This is a genomic window from Bacteroides faecis (genome assembly GCF_020091505.1).
GTDB classification, from domain to species: Bacteria; Bacteroidota; Bacteroidia; order Bacteroidales; family Bacteroidaceae; genus Bacteroides; species Bacteroides faecis.
In genome coordinates this window covers 1180235-1204312 of sequence record NZ_CP081916.1, presented here as the reverse complement: position 1 = coordinate 1204312, position 24078 = coordinate 1180235, and the positions used below count along the sequence as shown (strand labels likewise).

Below are 24078 nucleotides of genomic sequence, written 5' to 3'. Positions count from 1 at the left end.
ATCATGTTGTTTTTAAGTTCTATAGTTCCAGTTTGGACAGATCGAATCCGTTTTCAAGCATAGCTTCCCGAATCACATCATACTTCTTCTTCATTACCGGATATTTATCGCAGATTTCCTGAATCTCGGCAGGAGTTTTCTCAAAGACGAAATTCATCCATTGCGCAAGGTCTTCACTCTTTAAAGGAGCATAAATGGAATTAAAATCCGGCCAATCTTCATCAATATAGGAGTTCTCAGAATAAGTAATCACCCCATACTTATAAAAATCGATTTCATTAGGGTCCGTTCCTTTAAAACGATACCAGTTCGGGTCGTACAATTTCGGTTCAACTTCTTCACTAGCTTCATAAAAAGCATCTGAAATAGTAAACAATCCTCTGACTTCCGACATATACTTTGCCCAAAAGCTGGCATTCACATCTACTCTGATTTTCACAAACTCCTCATCGGTCATTGTTTTCAGAGAAGATGATACATTACCTAAGGCTATAAAGCTGCTACTAGCATAGCAATTCATGATGGTTGTCTCACCATAAGAGGCCATCCGGACCTCTTCAGATAACAATATAGAAAAAGGTAAATTCTTCTTTAAAAAACTATCCGAATACAAATTCAATAATACCTTTTGCAAAAACTCAATCCCTTCATCAATAATCTCCTGCTTTTGTTCGGGAGCAGTTATTTTAATTCCGTTATTCGCCGTAAAGTTGAATTTATAATCAGCCTCAGTCGGATTGGTTATAATCACAGTCTGATATTTCTGATAAAACTGGTATATAAAATGCTGTGTCGGATCTGACGGATCATCTGTCAGAATGTTATACTTATCCGGTTGATCAGGAACGATTAACGCATCTTCATGATAACAAGAAGACATACCTGCCAGCATACAAATTAATAATATAAGTTTCTTCATAATCGATCAATTATTAACAGGTTCACTATTCGGACGGTCGAATATCTCTATTTCCGTATTTCTCTCTCTTTCGCTCTTAGGAATCGGCAACACGTATGAGCCTTTCTCTTTCAGTTCGAAGACATCCCCTGCTCCTTCGTTCTCCTTTGAACTGTAAGTATGCTTCAAAGGAGGGCAGCCATACCTGCGCAAATCAAACCAGCGGAATCCTTCAAATGCCAGTTCTCTACGGCGTTCCTTACGTACGGTTGCTACAATTCCGTCTTCATCAACAGCTAACGGCGGAGTTCCCGGTTTCATACGATTTTCACGGAGCTCATTTAAGTCAGCAAGAGCCTTGTTCGTATTGCCAAGTTCAGCAAAAGCCTCAGCACGATTCAGATAAGCTTCCGAAATACGGAAAGCATTGGAATAAACAGTAGCAGAATTCCTACTCCATTTAATAGGGGTATAGATATTATATTCTTTCGCGACAGGCCTCCTCTGCGAACCTTTCGTATGCTTAAAGAAGTTAGTCACTCGCAAATCGTCTGCAGAATACTGTTTCAGTAGATCATCAGATACAACCAATTCGCCTGCATATCTGAAGTCTTCCCTCATGTATGATTCAAGGGTTGTAGTTCCATAAGAAAACAATATTTCTTTATTGGCAAGAGAAAAGAAATAATTATCGTCTTTCTCTTTTAGCTTATAAAGAGCATGGGAAGACTCTTTAAATACCGAATCACAATACAAAATCGTTTGATCATATTTCTCCTGAAAAAGAGCAATACGCGATGCTAATAAATAGGCGCCAGGCAAATTCGGACGGTAAATACTCTTTTCTCCCCCTACCATTTTAAAACATTGGATAGCCCGATTTATATCTTTTTCCATTTGTGCATAAACCACAGAATTAGTAGCTCGCCTCATCATTTTGTCCGACAGACTGATCTCATTATTTACCGGCACACAGAGATCCTGGTCAGCAGTAGCGGGATGATAAGGCTGCCCATAGAGGTTTGCAAGCATAAAGTACGAAAAAGCACGCATGAAATAGGCTTCTCCAGCCAAATCCTGACGTTCGATATCTGTTCCCGTCATTTTAGGTAGGTTATCCAAAATAATATTAGTCATCAAAATCTTATGGAAATAAGAAACCCATGCATTATCAGCAGTAAATTCATTCAGTTTTCCGACTTCAGGATTAGCCTGCCAAGTATAATACGCCCATACACTTTCCCTAAAATCATTCGAGATTACACCCGGATTAGTTCCGTAATAGCACTGGTCTTTCACATCATCTGTCATATACTCCAGATAAGGATGTAAAACTTCACCATTCTTCAATATTTCACCGAAGAGTAATTCTTTATAGTCTTTAACCGACTTCGGGATCATCAAATCCTGCGAACTTTCCTCCAGGAAGTCACTACATGATGACAATATGACTATTAGCAATAAGAGATATAAATTATACTTTTTCATCGTCATTTTCATTATTAAAGAGTAAGACTAAAGCGAAGCGAATAAGAACGCTGTGGCGGTATGCTTCTCGAACCAAATCCGATTTGTTCAGGATCTCTCCCTTTCAAACTTTTATCTTTGATGACAAAAACATTACCAGCATCAAAACTGACACTAGCTCCTTTGAGATAGATCGGTTTCAACCATTCACATTTGAAATCATAACGGACAGACATCGAACGGCATCTGAGAAAACTACCTGAAACTACCCGAATATCACTTTTATTATACATATCCCATCCATTATCTGCAATACGATAAGTCACAGCCTTATCATTGATCTGCAAACTTTTATCCGACAAAACCGGTATAATAGTTCTGTCCTCGTCACCCGGTTCTCTCCAACGATTCACGAACTCACTGGACATGTTCTGGTCTGGATAAGGAAGCCGTTGTCCAGATGACTCATACAAATCGTTCAAACGTATCTTATTGCCAAAACTAAACGAGAACAATGCATTGAATGTAATATTCTTGTATTTCAAATAAGTAGAGAATCCGCCCGTCAGGTCCGGCTCACGTTTTCCGGAAAGGACAAAGGCACGGTCATACATCTCTTGCTGCGAATGAACGACAGCATTACCCTCTTCATCCTTCTCGTTAACATCCTTAAAGGTAGGATATCCCTGTGCATCCAGTTTATCAAACTTGTAAGAATAGAAACTGTTAATCGCATTACCATTACTCACCAATGTTCCTGCAATATAATCTTGCCAGGTAACAGCCGAGTTTCCAGCATTCAATACTTTATTATAGTTCTTACCTGTATTAAATGATATACTCCACATCCAGTTCCGAGTCTGGACAGGAACAAAAGATACAGCCAAATCCCAGCCTCTATTTTCAACATCTCCATCATTAATAGAAACACTCGATGCTCCCGTAGAAGGAGCTACGTTTTTCGTAACAACCTGATCAACGCCCTTTTTGTAATACACATCGAGAGAGCCATAAACTCTGTTATTCCAAAATGCCCAGTCAATTGCAATATTGTAAGAGTTGGTCTTTTCCCATTTCAGCTTATTATTCGGCAATTTATAAAGAGTTGACACATATTCCTGTGGCAACGATTCCAGCGTTCCCAGACTGGCAATCAGATTAGGAGTCTGGTCCGGATGTACGTTACCTTGTATACCGTATGAAGCACGGATTGCCAAATCATTCAGGAAACTGACGTTTTTCATAAATTTCTCATTGATAACATTCCATCGGGTAGATACAGACCATATCGGCAGAAAACGCACGCTCTTGCTCTGACCGAATTTATTGGAACCATCAGTTCGTATATTAAAGTTCAGAATATATCGGCTATCATACACATAAGAAGCAGTAGCGTACAACGAAATCACATTATTCTTTGTATCGGTCACTACATCCGGATGATTCTTAACCAAAGCGGCATACCTTTTCCATATCGTCGGATCAATATCTACAAACTTTTTACCTCTTTCCGGCAAATATCCATATTGTGTGGATTTTAATCCATCATATTTGGAAGATCTGACTTCCTGTCCAATACTTCCTGAGATTTCATGTTTTCCAAAACTTTGCATCAAAGCCAGACTATTTCTCCAGGTATAAGAAGTGTTACGGGTATTGGTCGTCGCTAATTCTCCTCCAAATGGAAGTAGACAGTATTCTTCTACAAATTTGGGATCTTCCGTTAGATCCGGTAGTTTCTTTCCATAAGGGCTTTGCCGCATAGATGAAATATAATATGATTGTTCATCCGCCCAGTTCTCCTGCGTTACGTTACTTCTAGATGCTCCCAATATCGATGAGAATTTTATCCATGAAGCCACATTCCAATCTAAGTTTATAGCTACATCTATCGAAGAATTATCATTTTTGTTACCTGTATGGTTCAGTTCATTCATAATATTATAAGGCAGAATCCCATTGTGTCCTGCCTCATTCGCATAAAAATACAACTCATCAGAAGCCGTCCGCAAAGGAATAGCTCGTGAAGTATTATAAGCATATTCATACACATCAATGGAAGTATGAGGATGTTCTGCTTTAGAAAGAGAGCCGCTTACCTTCAGTCCCAAATGTATATTCCGGTTGATTCTAGTATTTATTTTAGCCAGTACGTTATAGCGCTCCAGTCCTTCCTTGGTAGTCACACTGTTATTATTCGCATATCCTATGGACATATAATAATTGCTCCGCTCATTTCCACCTGTAATGGATACCGAATGCTGATGTGTAAATGCTGTACGGAACAGCAAGTCATACCAATCGGTATTCAGTCCTTTCAATATCTTTACTTGGTTTAAGAATTCCTGATAGGTAATATCTTTATTCCACAGATGTTGCAATGCTCCTTCATAGCCAATATCCGAAGGTTTGTAACTTCCGAAAGATAATCCCCTCTCCTGCATTTCGATAGACATATCAATTCTGTCGGCAGAATTCATCCGAAACATTTTATCGTAAGTAGGAGGAGCTGTTATCCCCAATGTAGCGGTATACGTGATACTCGGTTTCTGTTTTTTTCCTTGCTTGGTAGTGACCACAATAACTCCATTGGCCGCTTTGATGCCATAGATAGCAGTAGCGCTGGCATCTTTCAGAATATCCACACGTTCAATATCTTCCGGATTGACCGAACCGATGGCATTTCCGATCAAGTTTATCTTATCCGGACTATTCAACTCTTCTGTAGAGATATTGACAGGTTCTTCCAGAATAATCCCATCGACTACCCATACCGGTTCTCTATTTCCTGTAATAGAGGAAGATCCCCTAATTCTAATCTTAGGAGCAGCTCCCGGAGTAGATGACATATTCATCACAGCAACACCCGGCAGGCGTCCCTGCAACATTTTGTCGATAGACAGATACTCCCCACCAATCAGATCAGCTCCCTTTATAGAGGATATGGAGCTTGCCAACTTGCGTCTGTCAATCTCCTGATAACCTGTCACTACAACTTCATCGATTGACTTCACATCCGATTTCATCACGATTGTCATAGGTTTAGTACCGGCAACTTTTACTTCCTGTACAATCATTCCCAAATACGAGACAATCAGGACAGGCTCTTTCTGACGGAATAAATTAATAGAAAACTTACCTTCATTATCAGTTATCGTCGAATGTTCCGTTTTAGAGAGTTTTATATAAGCTCCCGGCAAGGGCAACCCTCCCTCATCAACCACAACGCCCGTAGCCGTGCGGACATTCTCTTTAGGTTGCTGATATACAATGGTTACAATATTTCCTTCTATTTCATAACTGTATCCGGTATTTGCCAGCACTTTGTTCAACACCTCACTGATAGGCTGACTATTGCTCTGAATAGTGATACGAGGCATATTCTTCACTTGCTCCGTACTATAAATAAAGTTCAGGCCAGTCTGTACTTTTACAGCATCAAAAAATTCTTTAACTGTTGCAGATTTAAGATCTAAGGATACCCTCATTGCATTAGATTGCGATGCAGCCAACACCGGTGTAAACAACAAGGAAATAATACAGAGAAACATGATAATGCGTTCTCGAGCTCTCTTTTTTTGCATGTCGTCCTCCTTTTTTAATAGTAGTTAATATGTTTATTTCTTTATAATTATGGTCTTCCCCTGTATTTCCATTTCCAGATGAGTCACCCGCTGTATCGCTTTCAATATGGGCTCTATTGAGCCGTAGCGATCAATATCTCCTGTAAAACGTATCTTCTTGGTATCTTCCGATTCGAATACGATATCTTTGTTGTACCAACGTGATATTACATTCATCAGACTCTCCAAAGAACAGTTATCAAAAACGAAGCGTCCACTGTTCCATGCGATATACGGCTCGATATCCACTACGCTAATTTGTACATCTTGCGTATCAGCCTGAAGAACCGCCAATTCCCCCGGTTTTATTTTATATTCCCCTCCCTGATTAGGAAGCACACTTACAGAACCTTTCACCAGCACTACTTTCGTTATTCCGGGCACATGTGTATTTACATTGAAAGTTGTCCCGTACTGCTTGACCACTCCATTCGCCGTAATGACACGGAAAGGGCGTTTGCTATCCTTGGCTACCTGAAAATAAGCCTCCCCATCCAAATAGACCGTGCGAGTGGTAGTACCGAAATGTGGTGGATATTTCAATGTCGTATTATAATTCAGATGCACCCTGGTCCCGTCTTCAAACGTCATCCAGAATTCACTGTCATCATAAGTACTCAACTTATTATTTTCTACAACAGAGACCTCTTCCGATTCGTTCATATCAGTCTTAGGAACTGACGGCTGAGCAACAGGAACTTGTTCCACCGAATCCTGTAATGGCTTAGCAGGCACTGATTTTAAATCCATCTTCTGTCCATTTGCCAGAACCAGTGTTGCCTTTTGTTTACCCATCTTCTCCGACCGGATCATAGCAATACGAACTTCATCCGAAATCACCGGCTGAGAATCCATCAGCCGCAAAGTCCAAAACCATATTGCAAAACCGATTATCGGCAATAAGAAGATTGCAGCATAGCGTCCTATTTTGACCCAACGAGCAGAGCGAATAGAGAAATGCTTTTTCTGAAACCTTTCCCAAGCACGTTCTTCATCTACCTGGGCAAACTGTTTATACCTGTCAATCAAACAAGCCTCACGCATCAGACGATCATAGTTCTCTCTATTTTCTTGAGAACTATCAAGCCATGACTGCAACTGTTTTTTATCTTCTTCCGAAGCGTATCCCAGCAACTGATCATGGATGATAGAATTTATACTTCTTTTACGCTTTATCATATTATTTCAGGTTATTTATAGTAAAGACGACTAAGAAGAAGAAATGGGGGACAGGATTCTGAAGTTTTTTTATTCAAAAGATACTTTATTTATTTAGAAGACCGTTCTTTTTGTACAATAATCAAGAAAAACAACGAACATTTTGTTCATTGCAAACAGGTGTTAACAAGTAAAGTGGATTGAGTGTTATGCTTCTTTTTAGGGAAGTAACATTTGCAATAATAGAAAATGATAGGAGCCTAATTTTTTTCTAAGGAAGGACATTGCTCTCTTCTTTTGAGTCTTCACAGTTTCAAGAGAAACATGGAGTGCAGTAGCAATCTCCTCGTTCTTCTTACCTTCCATATACATCAAAAAAACTTCCCGGCATCGATCTGGCAAAGCATCAATTGTCTGAAGTAACTGGCGATAGACTTCTTCACTAAAGAACCCTTCTTCCTCTTCTTCCATCCTAAATGTAGTGGAGTGGCTATCAAGCATCTTCTGAAGATAGCTACCTTCCACATCCTTATGTTTCAAATAATCCAGGGAAGCATTTCTGACAGAATTATACAGATAAGCCCTAAATGAAGCCAGAGACCGGAAAAGCATCTTCTTCTCCCAAATAGTGGAGAATAACTCCTGGACAATATCTTCTGCAGATTCTGAATCTCCGACAATTGTTATTGCATAGCAAACCAATGCTTTATAATAATTCTTATAAAGCAGTCGGAAAGCAGCCGCATCCAACTTATTAATTTGTTCTATGGAAATCTCATTGTTAGTCATTTCGGGAGTTTTGCGCCAAAAATACAAATTAAATAATAATGTTCTATACAGAAAGACTGATATTTTTCTCTCGGACAATCTAGTTGTATGGTACTTTCCAAAAGATATCCGCCTATAAAAGATTCACCCGGATTTACATTCGACAATGTAAACCCAGGTGAAAAATGCTCAATATTGCATAGAAGAAATCCTTAAAAATACCTCTTACAATATTGTTTTCATAGAGACAAATTAATTAAGAGAGAGTTTATGTAATAGAGATTTATTCAATTTCTATAGCCTTCTTGATGCGGTAGATCAACAAGTCGTAATGAGAACGATCTGCTTCGGGAGCTGCTGATACAGCTTTTTCGAGCATATCTTTCGTCTTCATCAACAAGTCGAAATAATACGCAGCAATTTTCGTCTGATTAGTGTAGATCGGCGGTACTGAAGAAAAACCTGCTATCTCTTCCGGATTCTGCAGGAGTTGCATCTTCATATCCACTCTTTCTCCGTTTCTCAGAGCAGCCAGATTAATCTCCGGCTTGCCGGAAGCTGCAAATGCAGTTTTAGAAGCTTTGAAACTACCGACAGGCGAAGTGGCTGTCGATGTCGAAATGATACTTTCCAGGAATGCAGTCTGCAAAGCTCTTTCAAAGTCTTTCAACGGACGGTGTTTCAATACGCCTTCCCAGACAACTCCGTAAATATCATCCAGATATTCCGAAGCCGTGTAAGCCGCATCGGGGAAACGTTCCGTACAAACTTCGACATAAGGCAGACGTCCGAAAATTCCATTGAAGATATCCAGACGAAGACGATCTGCCTTCTCATCTGCAATCTCGAATTCCTTGGCATGAGCATCATCATCCACCCACTCCAAATTCTTCGCCAGTTCCAGTGCCTTATCCAATGCTGCTTTCTGCTTCTCCCGATCTACCATTGAGTAGCTCGGTATCGCATCCTTCTCACGAATATCATTCAGGTAAATACCCCCAATATAACTCAGAACAGCGTAAATACGTCCGCTCAGCCTTTCACTTAGGGCAGAGTGTACACGTCTGCGCATTAAGAAATCACGGTCATCCTTGGCAAACCAGTTATAATAGTTCTCAAATCCTTTGCGGACATTGGGAAGCATATAGTCGAATGATTTCAAATGATCATCTCCCAAACTTCCACGGCTGTTACGGGGATCGGAATCGAAACGGGACTGATTGCGGATATAGGCATAATGCGGATCTCCTGTATGTTCACGAATCCAGCTGTCCAGCGTATCTTTCTCTTCCTGCAATGAAGAAGCATAAATAGGCTGATATAAATATTTAATCACCAGTTCGTCGTAAGGACCGGGCTTGGTATTAACCAGGCATACTCCTTTGCGTACATCGTCTTCCGTAGCCACATCATTGATCACTACTCCTCCCATAACGGAAGAAGCCAGTCCGTACTTCTGTGTAAAGCCTACCGAACGCAACGAATCTACCGGATAAGCACAGGAAGCCCCCCAGTTCATAGTCAATCCCAGACCGGTACCTACCGCCTGAGCGATAGCAGCCTCGATCAACTCACCTTGTATATCTTCCGGGAAAACAGTAGTACGTACACGAGGGTCGATAGCTACAGTTGCTCCGACACGGTCAGCATACTGCACACTGATCATGTTTGCATTGATCAGGATAGAAGCATTCAGAATCTCACCTGTACGTGAATCAGAGTGTATCGTAGTCTGCGCGGAATTCATCCAGGAAGCAGAATAACGTACGGTCATACAATCAAGACTGTTTGCATTGAACAATGTATCGTTCTTCGGAAACTCCTTCACACAGATAACATCTTTAAATCCTATCTTCTCAAACGCCTTATTCCATGATTCTGCACCGGCTTTGATATATGGATTCCATTTTGCAGGCATCAGGCTGTCGATATAAAAGACCAGCTGCTTTTTAGGTTGAACCAATTCTCCACGACGATGAGCAGCAGAGTCAGACGGTTCGATACGCCAGCGCTTTGCATAACGTATGCTTTTCACTTCCTGAGTAGCTCCCGCAAAGTCACTTTTCAGCTGCGTTGTCATTCCCAAGCGCGAATCAGCCAGACGGGGAGCCATCGGTTCCTCCGGCAAGATGCACAACATTTTATTGACCACAGCTGTCAGAGGCACATCCTTATACATGCTGTAAGCGCCCATCAGTGTGTGGTCAACCTTGTAAGACAGTTCTTCACGTACAGCTATATTATTCTCTGTAGCCGATACTCCAAGGATAGCCGACTTATCAGACTGCAGGGAGTGATCACGTGAAACGAATCCGTAATAACCGTTGGCAGAAGTAGAAGGGAAAGGCTTGGTAAATGCAGATCCTTCCATAAACAGTCCCTTCATATCCACTACAAGCGCAGAACTGTCCGGTGTACAAGCCAGTACTTTAAAGCTTTTGAAAATACCCGGATTGTGCGAATTGTCCAGTGCACGGGCAATATAACTGTCACCGCTCGTATTCACCGGTTTGCTCAGCAAGGGCATACGTGCCACCAGTGTAGAGTCGATCATCTCAAAGCGGAAACGTACATCCGTACCGCCCAGCTGTCCCGGAGCACCCTCACCGCCGTCGCTTGTATTCTCGATAGAAGAAGCAAACAGCATTTCGCGTCCTAACATATCGATCGGAAATTCCACATATATCTTTCCTTCCACTTTGTGAATGGTCATCAGGCCATGTGCTGTCTGCACCTTTTTGTTCTTGAACAGCTTCTGGTAAGGTGTCAGGTTTTCCTTCTTATCTTCTTTTTTCTTCTTTTTAAAAGGCCAGAAAGCATTTCCTTCCTGTGGCAGGCAACAGGCAAAAAGAAGTAATAAACAAAGTATCTTACTATATCTATTTCTCATACTTCCTATCATTTTAATGCCTGATCAATCTTGTACAACAATAAGCGGTAGTGACGCTGGGTATCAGCAGAGCCAGTAGAAGCATTGGCCGCAACCAGGCTGCGGACTTTCTTCAACTCACCGTAGTAAACGTGTTCCATCGGTTCAATCGGTGCTTTCAAATCCACATCGTCATCAAAACCGCTGATCTCTTCGAGACGGGCAGCCTGCATTTCACGAGGTTTGTTATTGAAACATCCCATAAACTCTTCCGAAATAATACCGAAACGTTCGCGGGAAGCCGATTTCAACCATTCGGGAACTTCAATGTGAGCATACATATCTGCAATTCCTCTGCGGCTGGCATTCTTGGCAACTCCGGCTACCGAACCTTCAATCAATTTAGTCAGGTAATTCATCTGCAAGCGCATTTCCGTTTCAGTCAGATTTCTGCCGGCACGTGTAGGAGCCCATACGAAACGTTCGATATCAGCCAGATATTCTTTCTGAGTGTAAGGAGATGATGTAGCTTTGTCCGAACAAATAGCTACTGCACCACAACGGGACAGAATACCATCTATAATAGCATCTTCCATCTGCATAGCAACAGAAGTACGAATCGGGAACTCTTTCAATGTCTCACGGGCATCCAGCCAGGAAAGGTCTTTCAACTCGTTCAACAGGAAGTTCAGTGCCTTCTTCTGCTGTTGCTTAGATACCGTTTTATAGCTCGGACGCTGGTCACCGTCATAGCGTTCATTCAAATAGATACCACCGATATCTCCCAATACGAAACTCAGATAACGTACATAAGCATACACCACTTCGTCATAAACCGCACTACGGAACTCAAAATCCTTATCCTTATCTGCTACCCAGTCGTTGATATGTTTCAGCAGATATTGCAGGTTACGGCGTCCGTATTCAGAAGCTTTCACCGGATCGTCCCCCAAATCCTCTTCTACAGAACTCGGGTCAAAGCGGCGTTTGAATTGTTGTTTACCATAACGATATTTATCATCTCCTGACTTTTCGCTGATCCATTTGTCCAGTATAGGAATTTCTTCTTCAGCTGTTTTAGCCTCAAATATCGGGGTGTACAGCCAGGCAATAGCATAGTAATCATAAGCTCCCAATTCCGGCGGAGTCAGACGTACGCCTTTCTCTTTATCACCCGGTTGCGCTACATAGTTATTACGTGCATAGTCCATGATAGAATAAGTAGTTCCGAACTCCTGAGTAAACTTCGGATCACGCAATGACTCTACAGGAATAGAGGAAGAACCGGCCATATTGTGCATCAATGACAATGTATGACCTACTTCATGAGAAAGTACGTAAGCGATGCAATCGCCCAACAAGTCCTCACGCAATACGATATCGCGAACATCTTTATCAGCAGGGGCAGTCTGCAAGAAGCGCCAGTACTGAACGAGTTGCACGATGTTGTGGAATACAGTCACAGATGCATTGATAATCTCTCCGGAACGCGGATCAATCCAGGATGGTCCCATCGCATTGGCTACCGTAGACGGTGCGTAACGGATACAAGAATACTTAATATTCTCGGGATCAAAATTCGGGTCGTCTTTCGGGAAGTCTTTAGCTACAATAGCATTCTTGAAACCAATCTTTTCGAATGCTTTCTGCCATACTTCAACTCCTTTGTGGATATATTTGTTCCAGTTCAAAGGGAACGCATCATCAATATAGAAAACGATGGGCTTCTTGGGCTCCACCAGTTCACCACGAAGATAAGCAGCAGAGTCAGATGGCTCCAGATTCCATCTGTGAGCAATGTGACGAGTGCGTAATCCACGTCCTTCGGAAGCAAATTCCACTACCGAATGCTCGAAAATACCGATACGTGGATCAGCATAGCGAGGACGCATCGGCTGCTCGGGCAACAGAATGAAACTACGGTTCATGACTGCTGTAAACGGCATTTTCTTCACGGCGTAGTTTCCTTTCACCCCTACACTGATTTTATAGGTCAGCAAAGAACGTACGCTGATATTATCTTCAAATCCTTTGATTCCTTGGATAAAGGAACTTTCTTTCTCGAAATCTTTATCGATATCCGCTCCCATCATCTCCATCATTGAATAAGGAGAGAAAGGAGAAAGAAGTTTCTGATCGCTCAACAAGTAGTCTGTCATATCGAATACGACTGCTGTGCTATCATTGTTATAAGCCTTAATTTCGAATGTTTCGGCGATAGCCGGCATTGTACTGCTCGTCAACCGTTTCTTGATCTCACGGTCCTCAGAAAACTGCCCTGCCTGCACGCGACGCAACGTAATAGTAGAATCACGCTGTACGAAACGGATCAGGAACGGATCACCGGACTTCTCTCCTACACAACCGAATTGGTTATCGGTAGTTTCAGCAATAGTAGAACCGAGCAGGATATCCCGATTCATCACCTTAATCGGTAACTCAAAATAGATCTTATTGTCCAACTTATGAAGAGTGATGAAACCTTTAGCTGTGGTGACCTTCTTGTCTTTAAACAGTTTGTCATACTTGGTTTCCTTCTTCTCTTTCTTCGTAGTCGCTTCGGTAGAAGCTTTCTTCTTGTTTTTCTTCTTAGCCACAGCGGGGTTAGTCATAGCCCCGCATAGTACGACTAGAAGAAGTAAATACAGTTTTTTCAAAGTTTTATCGTTTTTAAGTTTTAACTAAATGATTCATTCCAAGATTCTTTCCATTTATAACGAACCTGAATAATCCGCCCAAAATCTTTTTCATGGAACAATACAAATTTATTTTCAGCATCATTCACCTGAATTACCTTATTCTGTTGGATTACATATTTCTTAAGAGTATAATCCGAATTATCATCATCCCCTTTCAGAATATAGACATCTCCATTTTCCAAACCTACTATAATATATTTATTATTAAAGCATTCGGCATCAATAGAAGCAATAGGAGAATCAAATTGAGCACATGTGTATAACTTATTCCCATCTGTATAATAAAAATAGAGAGTCTCCCCTTTACTTATAAACAGATAAGGAGCTTTATCCTGATTCCGACAAAGATAAAAACAGTTTTTGGACGTTCCGTCAATTACTGAACTTAGCCCCTCAATCTCACTTTGAGATGTAAAACTAGCGCCAACTTTGGTGACAGAACTACCCCCTCCATAAGCTTCTACCGTAAATTTCTGTATATAGAACTTGCCAGCCTTATCTTTAATAATAGACATATAAGAGACATCTCCCCAGTCAACCAAACTAGCACCTACAAAGTATACAGAATAATCCTTCATGTTATCTAGCCTAGCATCAGAAGGACCATACTCATACTCCTCCACCTTCAAAGGTAGCACCTTGCCAGAATAGTTATAACCTTGCCAACTCTTATAATCAGCAATATGCAAATATTGCGAAGAATTTTTATCATAAAGAACCATACCTCCATGTTCATCAAAAGGAGCATAAGCAATCATGCTACCATCCACCTTTATTTTACCTTCTTCATCTGATGTTAATGGTCGGTCAAGGAAATTACTAGAGTTAAACAATAAATTGCTATCTTTAACGCGGGTATAAATAATTCCATCTTCACCAATTGCCATTGTAAGAAACTGCATATCAATAACACCTACCGGAACAAATCCTTCTGGATATGATTTACTAAGGAACATTTGAGACAATATCCCTTCCTGCTTATAACTGCTACCTGATATATCAATAGCTCCTTGGCCACCCTTCTGTGCTACCCATAGCCAACTGGTTTTATCTTCTCCATCCCAGCGTTCTGTCCAGTGAGGATACATAGAAACAGGCTGTGTTCCCATCGGTACACCATTAATCATTTGATAAATATCACGTGTAACAACAGGTTTTAATATTCCCTCTTCAGTCTGTTCTCTCAAAAAAGCTAAAGTACTGATACCTTCTTTCTCGGAGAGTACTACCCAGCCGTTAGAGGCATAAGCAGAAGAAACAGAAATGTACGTAGAACCAAAATAGGTAACTCCTGTGTTATTATCCATCACAGCCAACCGAAGTTCTTTAGTACTAGCAATTGTATCCGCTATCCACTCCAGGTCTCTAGTATCAGCTATGACATGTCCATCAAACGTCCATTCATATGATAAATCAGAAGGTTCTTTTCCTAAAGTGAAAACTAATTTTGGTTTTGATATCACTTTATCTCCTAACGCATACGAAGAACTTTCAGTCTCTACAGAAATCTCGATATCGTTCATTTCTCTATAATCATAATTTCCCTTATCCTCATAACAAGACGTGATGATCAAAAGGAACATTACAACAAATAATATCTTCATTTTCATATTTCAATTTCTATTCTAATTAGTTAATAGGTACAGTCATCGGAAACTCCTCACCAGTTGTATCATTTTTATCCATTACATTGTTTACTGCAATGTAATACTTGAATGTCAATGCATATTGCCGTTTTTCGGCAGTACTTAGTTTTCCAAAATCTGAGATATTAGTGCATTTTACAAACTCTTCATATTTCTTTCTAGAATATGTACCTAAATACAACTTCGTGACATCATTGGTCCACCATAAAGGTTTACTAATAATATTATTAAATACAATTTTAATTTGTTCGTATTCCGGTATTGATCCTTCGAAATACTCATTTGGAAGAATTTTCAAACACAACTTCACATTCTCTTTCAAATCTTCCGTTTTTAACAACACAACCTCCAATGTATCATTAGATAATCCAGCTTTAAACATTGGATTATCAGGCAAATGATAATTTTTCTGATCAGCATTCTTTATCTTATCTTCACTCTCATCTTCCGCAACCACACTTACTTCGTAAGGTGTATCTGTTGAAAACGGTTTTCCGACTAGCCCCAGACCAATCTTCACAATAATAGCATCACTAGTAGGATAGTTATTGAAAGATACTTCGAAATCCTCATCACCAAATTCCTTCAATTGGCTAAAATAAAGATATTGTCCACCATGATAGGGTTTTATCTCATCTTCCGAACATCCCCAAAAACAAAGAGATATTAAAGCAAATAGAATATTTTTTTTCATCTTTCTTTTTCGTTGATTATCACACATTAAATATCCTCATTATCCGGTTTATCAAATACAAAAATTGCATTATCTACCGGTTTCTTATCCATACGTTTGTATTGAAAAAACATTTGTCCTTCTCCTACAAATTCCTTACGCATATCCTTCAATAACTCTGTATGAAATCCTTCCAATGACCCAATACTGTTCTCCATATTAGTAGTCAGAATTCCTCTCGCATAACGTACTTCATCCAGCATTTTGCCAGCTTGAGAATATTCACCTTTACGAGCAAAGTACTCACCCATGATATAATACATCTCACTCAAGCGTATACCTGGAACCATATCTGAACCATCCTGTCCCAACTTAATATCATATTTTAAGGAATATGCATTAGAATTATAAGAACCTGTCTGTAGAAGGAAACGACGATCCTGTTCTTTATTATCAGCAAAGATATTATCACTGTCAAGGATAAACAGTGTTTGATTTCCTCTTGTTATATAAGGTATATAATCTTCTTGTAATGTTTTATTAAAAAAACACATAATAATGCTATTATAGTCTTTGAGATTCGTACCTAAACTTGAATATTCCACAAAATTAAAACAGGATTCAGGCTTGCTTCCATATGGATAAGTCGCTTCTACAACCTCTTTTGCTTCTTTATAAGCCTGTTCATATTCTCCTTCCCAATAATATACACGTGCTAATGTCGCTACTATAGCATAATAATTCATACGATATCCTCTATAAGCGAAGAATACATCACTAGAAGCTATATCGTTAGAAAGCATGCTTGATGCCAACATACGATAACTTGTGCTCATCCAAATTTTATGTTCATCAGTTATATCACATTTAGCTAACATCTCTTTCGCAGCTTTTAAATCTCTAATTATTTTAGAAAGAATCTCTCTACTACTCTCATATGGAGGAATAATGGTAGGATATACCTCTACATAGGGAATATAAGACTTTCCATCATCTTTCGATATGGCGGGAGCAAATAAACGAAGTAAATCAAAATGTATAAAAGCTCGTAGTGCCAATGCTTCTCCCCAAATCATATTTTTCTCAAATTCTCCCTCTTTGAAAACAGAAGGACTAGCTTTGCTAACATTGAGAATCAAATTATTACAATTAGCTATATTATTATAACCAATAGACCATATATTGGAAATAAAAGTTTTCACATCCGAATCATCAAATTGAAACTTAGCCGATTTATAATAAGCTGAATTTTTAGGTATAAAATTATTATCTGTTTGATAATATTGAGCAATAGCATCCATAAATCCCCATGACATTGCTCGTCCATACATGGAAGAAGTCCCCAAATTCAAATATATTCCATTCAAAGCATTTCGATATCCATCTCCTACTTCAAAAAGCTTATCCCCATTCACCTGATTACTCGGTGCTACATCCAGCCAATCACTACAACTTGTAGTAAACAGGCTTGTAGCCAACAGTAATATCGTATATAATTTCTTCATATTATTCATCTACTTTAAACTGTTAAAAACTCATTTTCACCGAAGCTGCAAAAGACCGTGAATACGGATAGTCCAATCCACGTTCAGCACGTACAGTAGCAACACGGAATAAATCATTTCCTGAAAGTTCTACACGTAACAGACCGATATGTGCTTTCTTCAACCATTCAGCATTAAAATCATATCCTAAAGTAAGAGAGTTAAATGTCAATACATTATAATCCTGAATAAAACGACTAGTAGGACGAGTTACTGCAACTACCCCATCAGTCTGCAAACGTCCATAAGGAGTACAATCTCCAGGCTTTTGCCAGCGCCCTGTTAATACACGACGGTCTACATTACTACTTTGAATATGTGCATTCTCAACTTTACTTACCAATGTAGAATTATAACGTTGTCCACCAAATTCATACATAAAGGTAGAATAAAGAGAAAATTGCTTCCAACGAAGGTTAAATCCAAAAGTACCCTGGAGTTTTGGCTCTTCGTTTCCAACTACAACTTGGTCAGCCGCATTCCAATCATATGTTATTGTACCGTCAGGACGAAGATAAATTTCCTTACCATCTGCAGGATTGATGCCTAATGATCTAACACCAAAAATAGATGTTAGCGAACCACCTTCTACATACTGCAAGTAAGTCTCACTATATTTTGAATCTCCTTTTCCTGAATCATATTTCGCATACTTTTCTTGTACGCGCTTATTGTATTCTTTCAGACTATCTGAGATCTTAGTTATTTTATTCTCATTATGAGCCATATTCGCAAAAACTGCAACAAACCAATCCTTAGTATTCAATATATTACTTCTCAATTGAATCTCAACACCCTTATTCATCACCTCACCGATATTATCTTTATAAGAAGTAAAACCTGTAGAACTAGGTAATGTAACACTATTAACCAAGTCCACCGTTTTCTTACGATAATATGAAAAATTCATCTGGAGTAGTCCTTTAAACATATCAACATCTAGACCTAAATCCATGTTATGAGTCTTTTCCCAACCCAATCCATTATTTCCCAATGCCATCAATGAAGCTCCTAGACCTGTTTTAAACCAGTTATCTGTTACCACTTTATAAATAGTCTGCGCTTCATAGGGAGAGAAGTCAACCTTACCAGTAATACCGTAAGTTCCACGAATCTTTAGACGGTCCATCCAATCAAACTGTTTCATGAACTTATAATTATGCAAGTTCAAACCAAGACCACCAGAAAAGAAAGGTGCAAAACGTTGATCAGCACCAAACTCTGAGTTTCCGTCGAAGCGTACAGAAACGTCCGCCAAATAAATATTATCAAATGAATAATTGAATGTCCCTAATGCACCAAAAAGACGACTTTTACTATCCGAATTTGAAGGCAATCCAGAGACTTTATTACCATAGCCTGGAGAAGACAATTCGCCAGAAGGAAATCCTTTGTAAGTAATACCAAAGCTATCACCAGTACTTGAAGTAGCATTAATACCTACCAAAAAATTCAGATTGTGCTTCTTTATATTTCTATTATAAGATAAAGTAGCAGTAGCATCCCAACTTAGACTATTGGAAGTAACAATATCCAATTGTCCTGAAACCACATTATTTAAACCTAACAAATCATCATTCTTCTTTGAACGCGGATCAAGAAAAGTACGTGCATCCGAATTTGACTTCGTAACACTAAATTGTCCTTTTAATAACCAGTAACTGTCGATATTCCACAACAATTCTGTATTATTAATCAATTCCCAAGACTTACTACGATCATAATTCTTCAATGTAGCTTCATACAAAGGATTTACTTCTCCTGAACCTCCAGTCCAAGGATAAGTTGTCTCCAAATATCTTCCATTCTCATCCATATATTCATCATATGGCAATTTTGAAGTATAGTCGGAAAAGCTTCCATAAGGAGACTCCTGAGATTTAGTATAAGTATATGAGAAATAGTTTCTTACCTGAAAAGCTCCAAGCCGATAAGATAAAGACAGCCCACCAGCCATACGATCGCGATAAGAACCTTTCATAACGCCTTCTCCACTATTATAAGAAAAGTCTGCTCCCCAGCGCAAATCCTCCGTACCGCCATCTAGATACAAACTATGTTTGTGATTGAATACTGTACGAAGGGGTTTGGATAACCAATAAGTATCAACACCACGAACTACATTGTTCAGTTTTTGGTTATAAAGTGCATCCAAACGACTTTGTTCATTAAAATCCTGTTCTGAATCCGCCTTAAATAAACCAGCTGCAACCTCCGTTTCAAGCTTTTCCCGCGCATTCATCATATTATAATCAGTCAAATCAGGATATTCCAACGTTCCAGTAAAATTATAATCAATATTAACCTTACCAGCTTTCGGAGTAACTGTTGTAATAATAACTACACCATTTGCTGCACGAGAACCATACATAGCAGTAGCGGCAGCATCTTTCAAAATTGTAATACTTGCAATACGGCTAGGGTCCATATCATACAATTTCTGCACACTGATCTCAAAACCATCCATTATAAAAGTCGGAAGGTTAGGATTATTCTTCAATGATGTTTTAGAAAGACTTTGAGCATCCAACTGAGTGGTTCCGATGCCTGAACGTCCACGAATATATAACTCTGGAACATTATTCGGATTCGACCCGGCTAAATTATTCTCTGCAATACGAAAAGAGGGGTCGAACGTTTGCAAAGCTCCCAATACATTCGTTTTGGAAACCGACATCAGCTGATCTGCCGTAACCGTCACTGAAGTACCCGTAAAGCTATTCTTGCTAATTTTCGCATATCCGGTTACCACCACCTCTTCCAGCTGCTTGGAATCCGGTTTCAACTTAAAGGTATGAACTTTATCGAGATTCAACTTACCTGTATGTATTTCCAAAGATTGCATACCCACAAAAGAAAGACGAATCGTAGCGTCTCCGTCAGGGAGTCCCAATGAAAAGGCACCGTCTGCATCTGTCATGGTTCCGATGTTTCTCTCTTTTCCGAGTATCAAAACTGTAACTCCCGGCAGTTCACCGCCCATATCATCAACCACTCTACCTTCCAAAACACGTGTTTTCTGATCTTTCTTCTTGATGACTACAATACCATCTTTGGTGGCATAAGTGAAACCTTTAGGTGAAAGAACGCGGTCCAGCAATTCTCTCCAAGGCTCGTTAGTAGCTTTTACAGTCACCGGTTCAACTCCTTTAAACATCTTCGAGTTATAAAGCATGTTGATTCCAGCTTTCTGTTTTACCGTGTTTAAAAATGTCTCCATCGGCACATCCTTCAAATCAAGTGTCACTTTCTTCTCATCAGGTGGAAGTGCCCATGCACTGAGAATCATGCTCAATGCAAACAGACATAACATAAAGACTCTTCTTTTCTCCATAATTTTTAATCAAAACTCAATATTACTCATTCTTATATATCAATATATTTCTGCCGTTTATTCTATAGTAGATATCGCCGGTTAGTTCTAAAGCATCCAGGAAAGTGTTGATCGTGCCATATCGCTGTAAGTCGCCACTATATGTCAAGTCGCATAAAGATGCATCCTCATAATAGACATGGACATCATACCAGCGCTCAAAGGTTTTCATGATATCTCCCAGTCGCTTGTTATTGAAAACATACACACCTCTTGCCCAACCGATATATTCATCTACATCGACTGCCCGCTTTTCAATTCCACGGGAAGAAGCAACAGCCTGTTCACCTGGTGCCAACGTAATGATTTTCTGATCAGGTGTGGAGAAGTTTACTTTTCCATATACAAGAGTGGTATAACATGCGTCCGCATCATTGTATGCATTGACATTAAATGCAGTACCGAGCACCGTTACTTCTCCAAAGCGCGTCCGGACAACAAACGGATGTTCCTCGTCTTTCCTCACATCAAAATAAGCCTCTCCTTCCAACGTTACAATTCTGCGTTTTCCGACAAAACGGGCCGGGTAGATCAATTTAGAACCGGCATTCAAATGAACGGTGGTTCCATCAGCAAGAAGGACAGTATTCTCTCCTCCCCGCGGTATAACCAGTTCATTTGACTTGGCCGGACTTTCATCGACGTTTTTTTCTGCGTGTTGTTGTGTTGTGACGGTCGGTCGATACGATAGCACCCCTTTATTATATTTTACTTGGACGCCATCTACTATTACATTTATATCTTTCTTTTGTACATCAATTGTGCTCCCATCGGGTAAGGTCAGCACTGCCTGTTTGCTACCCGGCTCGATTAGTGCAATACGTGCCTTGTTGTCCTCCATTGCCTGATAATGATTCACGGCATAAAAAGAAATTCCCACAGCCAATACTACCATAGCCGCAGCAGCATACCACCACGTCCGGATACGACGTATCTTTCCGTCAGACGGATTTTCTTTTTGTTGAATTTGTTGAAGGAAATGCTCGTAAGCCTTTTCCGATGAATATTCTTTATACTTATTAAAAGAGTCTTTCAGTTCCTCACTATCCTGCAATTTCTCATACACCGTTTTCAGTTCCGGGTGCTCAGATAAACGTTGTTCCAACACCAGCTGCTCTTCGTCGCTTGCATCTCCCAAAAGAGCCTTTTTTATCAAAGAGGCATCCTGATATGTGTTTTCTAACTTTTTCATAATTTTATCTATTTCTAGTGAGATTTTTATCTTTGCTTTACTATAGTTATACATAACGTCTATAAATGGGTGACAAAAAGATGATTATTTTTTAGATGAAGCATTCCTATCGAAGACTTTACAGAGGAAAATCCTATCATTTTATCACTAAACACAGGCAATTCAGAGTGTTTTAACAATAATGTCACTACAGCATAGCAAATAAAAAGCACTAAAGAACGACAATTAGACATCTTAGAAAATATTTGTTTTTTTGGTTGCCGCTATTAAATTCATCCAATATTTAACTTCTTCAGGAGAATCAAAAAACACTTTTCTATTGTCACTTATCACTTTTAAGACTTAGTAGGCTGATATACAACAATTAAAAAGTGACAATAAGAGGTGATAATAGAGTGACAATAAGAAATATTCAGTTTTCTATTGTCACTTTTACCCAAAGATGCTCCTATCAACAAAAGACAATATACTCCCCCAAATAACACATACAACCCCATAAAAGATGCCGGATTTAATAGTCAGCCTTCCGTTCATCAATGTGTTACGAAGCCTCAATTAACATTTTCACATAGTAACAAAACTTCAGTTCACGTACGTGGTCCCATCGGTTCACGCACATAGAGCGACGGGATCACGTACGTAAGCTCAACGAACCACGTACATGAAACAAGAATATGCTATATAGCAAGCACATTAATCAAGCCTTTGCTACATACTAATGTCGCCACCTTGCAGCATTAAACCTGCTGTATTACGGTTCTTATCTTCGAACAATAGAGAGTAAATATGAAAGAATTATCCGGATAGTATCTTAAAAAATCAAAGAAAGCAGGACGGAATAAGTTGAATTGCCCAGCTTTTCACGCAAGAATTTATAGCTGCGGCTCTTTTGGGTTTTAACCGTATTGATACTCACACCTAATTTAGATGCAATCTCATCCCAGGAATGACCTTCAATTCTCAACAAGATGATACGGCGTTGTTCGGCAGGAAGTTCTTCAATATAGAAATAGAGTTGCCGGATGGCCTCCTCTTTTACAGTCAGCGCATAGATCATTTCCTCGTCTTCAAAGTCTTCTTCCGAAGGCAGGGAGCTTAGTATAGAATCACGAATCTGATTGTTACGGATATAGAGTAATGCATTGTTATAGCATGCACGATAAAGATAATTAGTCAGTTCTTTGGAATCGGAGAAGATACGCTTACCTTCCCACACTGAAATAAAAACTTCTTGCACCAGATCTTCCACAGCATCGGATACGGATAAGAATTTGCTGACATAAGAGCACAAAGCAGCATAATAGCGATCATAAAAGTCCCTCCAGATCTTCTTGTCTTTCTGGTTGACTCCTAGCACTATAAAATCATCTTTACCATTCATATGTCCACACAACATTATTCATCAACATGAATACGACTCTCCCTAGATTATTGCAAAAAACTGGTTATAGCATATAGAATCCACAAATATATCTGTTTTTTCAGAATCTCAGTTCACACCCACACATAAAAAAACAGAATTAAAGGAGCATAAAATAAAAAAAGAGCGAATAATTCCGCCCCACCCTTAAAGAATCCCCCATAAATGGGATTCTTTTTTCTGCATCTCAATTTACTTGTTACCTAAAAACTACTTTTTTCCTAATACCTAATCAAACAATCTTTTTCCTAAAAACTAATCTTCTAATTAATACCTTAAAAAAATAATCTAATACCTAATTCTATAAACTAAAACTACTCTTTTCCTTTTGTTATTACCTTTTTTCTAATACCTAAAAATATAAGTAGTTTCACAACTACGATGCAAAGGTAGAGGTGTTTTGGAAAACAACAAGAACTTTTATGCTAAAAAACATCTTTTCCCTTGTTTTTTTGACTTATGTCAAGAAGAAGGGGGAAGATCGAATGCAAAAGACATATCTGACCACAAGTTTTACACTATTTTTGCCGGAACAATCATTTCACATTCTATTTCGTCAAATAATCCTGCACGTTTTCATGTGACAAAAAGAAAGTCTGACGCATCAAAGCAAAGCACATACTTAGCATTTTGAAAGAATTCACAGACTCATCGCACCACATACAAGCCAGATTACAATACATTCTGCATATTTCTAATTCAAAATTACGGCGTTTTTTAGAATCATCTCCGCCTCCTCCCCGAAATT

13 protein-coding genes are annotated in these 24078 nt (G+C 39.3%); all 13 read right to left on the bottom strand.

Going from position 1 to position 24078, the window contains the following annotated elements; translation table 11 throughout:
* Positions 1-19: 19 nt before the first annotated feature.
* A complete protein-coding gene (locus K6V30_RS05055) occupies positions 20-919 on the bottom strand; it encodes a hypothetical protein (RefSeq protein WP_055269502.1) in 900 nt (299 codons plus the stop codon).
* Between the two features lie 6 nt (positions 920-925).
* On the bottom strand, positions 926-2386 hold the full coding sequence (locus K6V30_RS05050) for a RagB/SusD family nutrient uptake outer membrane protein (protein ID WP_055269501.1): 1461 nt from the start codon (positions 2384-2386) through the stop codon (positions 926-928).
* 14 nt (positions 2387-2400) lie between these two features.
* Positions 2401-5949, bottom strand: coding sequence for a TonB-dependent receptor (locus tag K6V30_RS05045; RefSeq protein ID WP_010536021.1), 3549 nt, complete (start codon positions 5947-5949; stop codon positions 2401-2403).
* Between the two features lie 33 nt (positions 5950-5982).
* Complete coding sequence (locus tag K6V30_RS05040; protein WP_010536020.1) at positions 5983-7167, bottom strand: FecR family protein; 1185 nt, start codon at positions 7165-7167, stop codon at positions 5983-5985.
* 198 nt (positions 7168-7365) lie between these two features.
* On the bottom strand, positions 7366-7935 hold the full coding sequence (locus K6V30_RS05035; protein WP_010536019.1) for an RNA polymerase sigma-70 factor: 570 nt from the start codon (positions 7933-7935) through the stop codon (positions 7366-7368).
* Positions 7936-8197: 262 nt separating this feature from the next.
* On the bottom strand, positions 8198-10804 hold the full coding sequence (locus tag K6V30_RS05030) for a zinc-dependent metalloprotease (protein ID WP_055269529.1): 2607 nt from the start codon (positions 10802-10804) through the stop codon (positions 8198-8200).
* An 8-nt stretch (positions 10805-10812) separates the two neighbouring features.
* Complete coding sequence (locus K6V30_RS05025) at positions 10813-13395, bottom strand: zinc-dependent metalloprotease (protein ID WP_055269528.1); 2583 nt, start codon at positions 13393-13395, stop codon at positions 10813-10815.
* Between the two features lie 65 nt (positions 13396-13460).
* Positions 13461-15092: a PKD-like family lipoprotein gene (locus K6V30_RS05020; protein ID WP_010536016.1), complete on the bottom strand. Its 1632-nt coding sequence runs from the start codon at positions 15090-15092 to the stop codon at positions 13461-13463.
* A 19-nt stretch (positions 15093-15111) separates the two neighbouring features.
* Complete coding sequence (locus K6V30_RS05015) at positions 15112-15822, bottom strand: DUF4843 domain-containing protein (RefSeq protein WP_010536015.1); 711 nt, start codon at positions 15820-15822, stop codon at positions 15112-15114.
* A gap of 26 nt (positions 15823-15848) precedes the next feature.
* Positions 15849-17315 (bottom strand): RagB/SusD family nutrient uptake outer membrane protein, encoded by a 1467-nt coding sequence (locus K6V30_RS05010; protein WP_010536014.1) that lies wholly within the window; start codon positions 17313-17315, stop codon positions 15849-15851.
* 13 nt (positions 17316-17328) lie between these two features.
* Positions 17329-20658 (bottom strand): TonB-dependent receptor, encoded by a 3330-nt coding sequence (locus K6V30_RS05005; RefSeq protein ID WP_010536013.1) that lies wholly within the window; start codon positions 20656-20658, stop codon positions 17329-17331.
* A 43-nt stretch (positions 20659-20701) separates the two neighbouring features.
* On the bottom strand, positions 20702-21910 hold the full coding sequence (locus K6V30_RS05000) for a FecR family protein (RefSeq protein WP_010536012.1): 1209 nt from the start codon (positions 21908-21910) through the stop codon (positions 20702-20704).
* Between the two features lie 811 nt (positions 21911-22721).
* Positions 22722-23291 carry an RNA polymerase sigma-70 factor gene (locus K6V30_RS04995; protein ID WP_010536011.1) on the bottom strand — a complete coding sequence of 190 codons (570 nt, stop codon included), beginning with the start codon at positions 23289-23291 and terminating at the stop codon, positions 22722-22724.
* Positions 23292-24078: the final 787 nt, after the last annotated feature.

Coding starts and splice junctions, on each gene's coding strand:
- K6V30_RS05055 (WP_055269502.1), bottom strand. CDS start 919: ATGAAGAAACTTATATTATTAATTTGTATGCTGGCAGGTATGTCTTCT.
- K6V30_RS05050 (WP_055269501.1), bottom strand. CDS start 2,386: ATGAAAAAGTATAATTTATATCTCTTATTGCTAATAGTCATATTGTCA.
- K6V30_RS05045 (WP_010536021.1), bottom strand. CDS start 5,949: ATGCAAAAAAAGAGAGCTCGAGAACGCATTATCATGTTTCTCTGTATT.
- K6V30_RS05040 (WP_010536020.1), bottom strand. CDS start 7,167: ATGATAAAGCGTAAAAGAAGTATAAATTCTATCATCCATGATCAGTTG.
- K6V30_RS05035 (WP_010536019.1), bottom strand. CDS start 7,935: ATGACTAACAATGAGATTTCCATAGAACAAATTAATAAGTTGGATGCG.
- K6V30_RS05030 (WP_055269529.1), bottom strand. CDS start 10,804: ATGAGAAATAGATATAGTAAGATACTTTGTTTATTACTTCTTTTTGCC.
- K6V30_RS05025 (WP_055269528.1), bottom strand. CDS start 13,395: ATGACTAACCCCGCTGTGGCTAAGAAGAAAAACAAGAAGAAAGCTTCT.
- K6V30_RS05020 (WP_010536016.1), bottom strand. CDS start 15,092: ATGAAAATGAAGATATTATTTGTTGTAATGTTCCTTTTGATCATCACG.
- K6V30_RS05015 (WP_010536015.1), bottom strand. CDS start 15,822: ATGAAAAAAAATATTCTATTTGCTTTAATATCTCTTTGTTTTTGGGGA.
- K6V30_RS05010 (WP_010536014.1), bottom strand. CDS start 17,315: ATGAATAATATGAAGAAATTATATACGATATTACTGTTGGCTACAAGC.
- K6V30_RS05005 (WP_010536013.1), bottom strand. CDS start 20,658: ATGTTATGTCTGTTTGCATTGAGCATGATTCTCAGTGCATGGGCACTT.
- K6V30_RS05000 (WP_010536012.1), bottom strand. CDS start 21,910: ATGAAAAAGTTAGAAAACACATATCAGGATGCCTCTTTGATAAAAAAG.
- K6V30_RS04995 (WP_010536011.1), bottom strand. CDS start 23,291: ATGAATGGTAAAGATGATTTTATAGTGCTAGGAGTCAACCAGAAAGAC.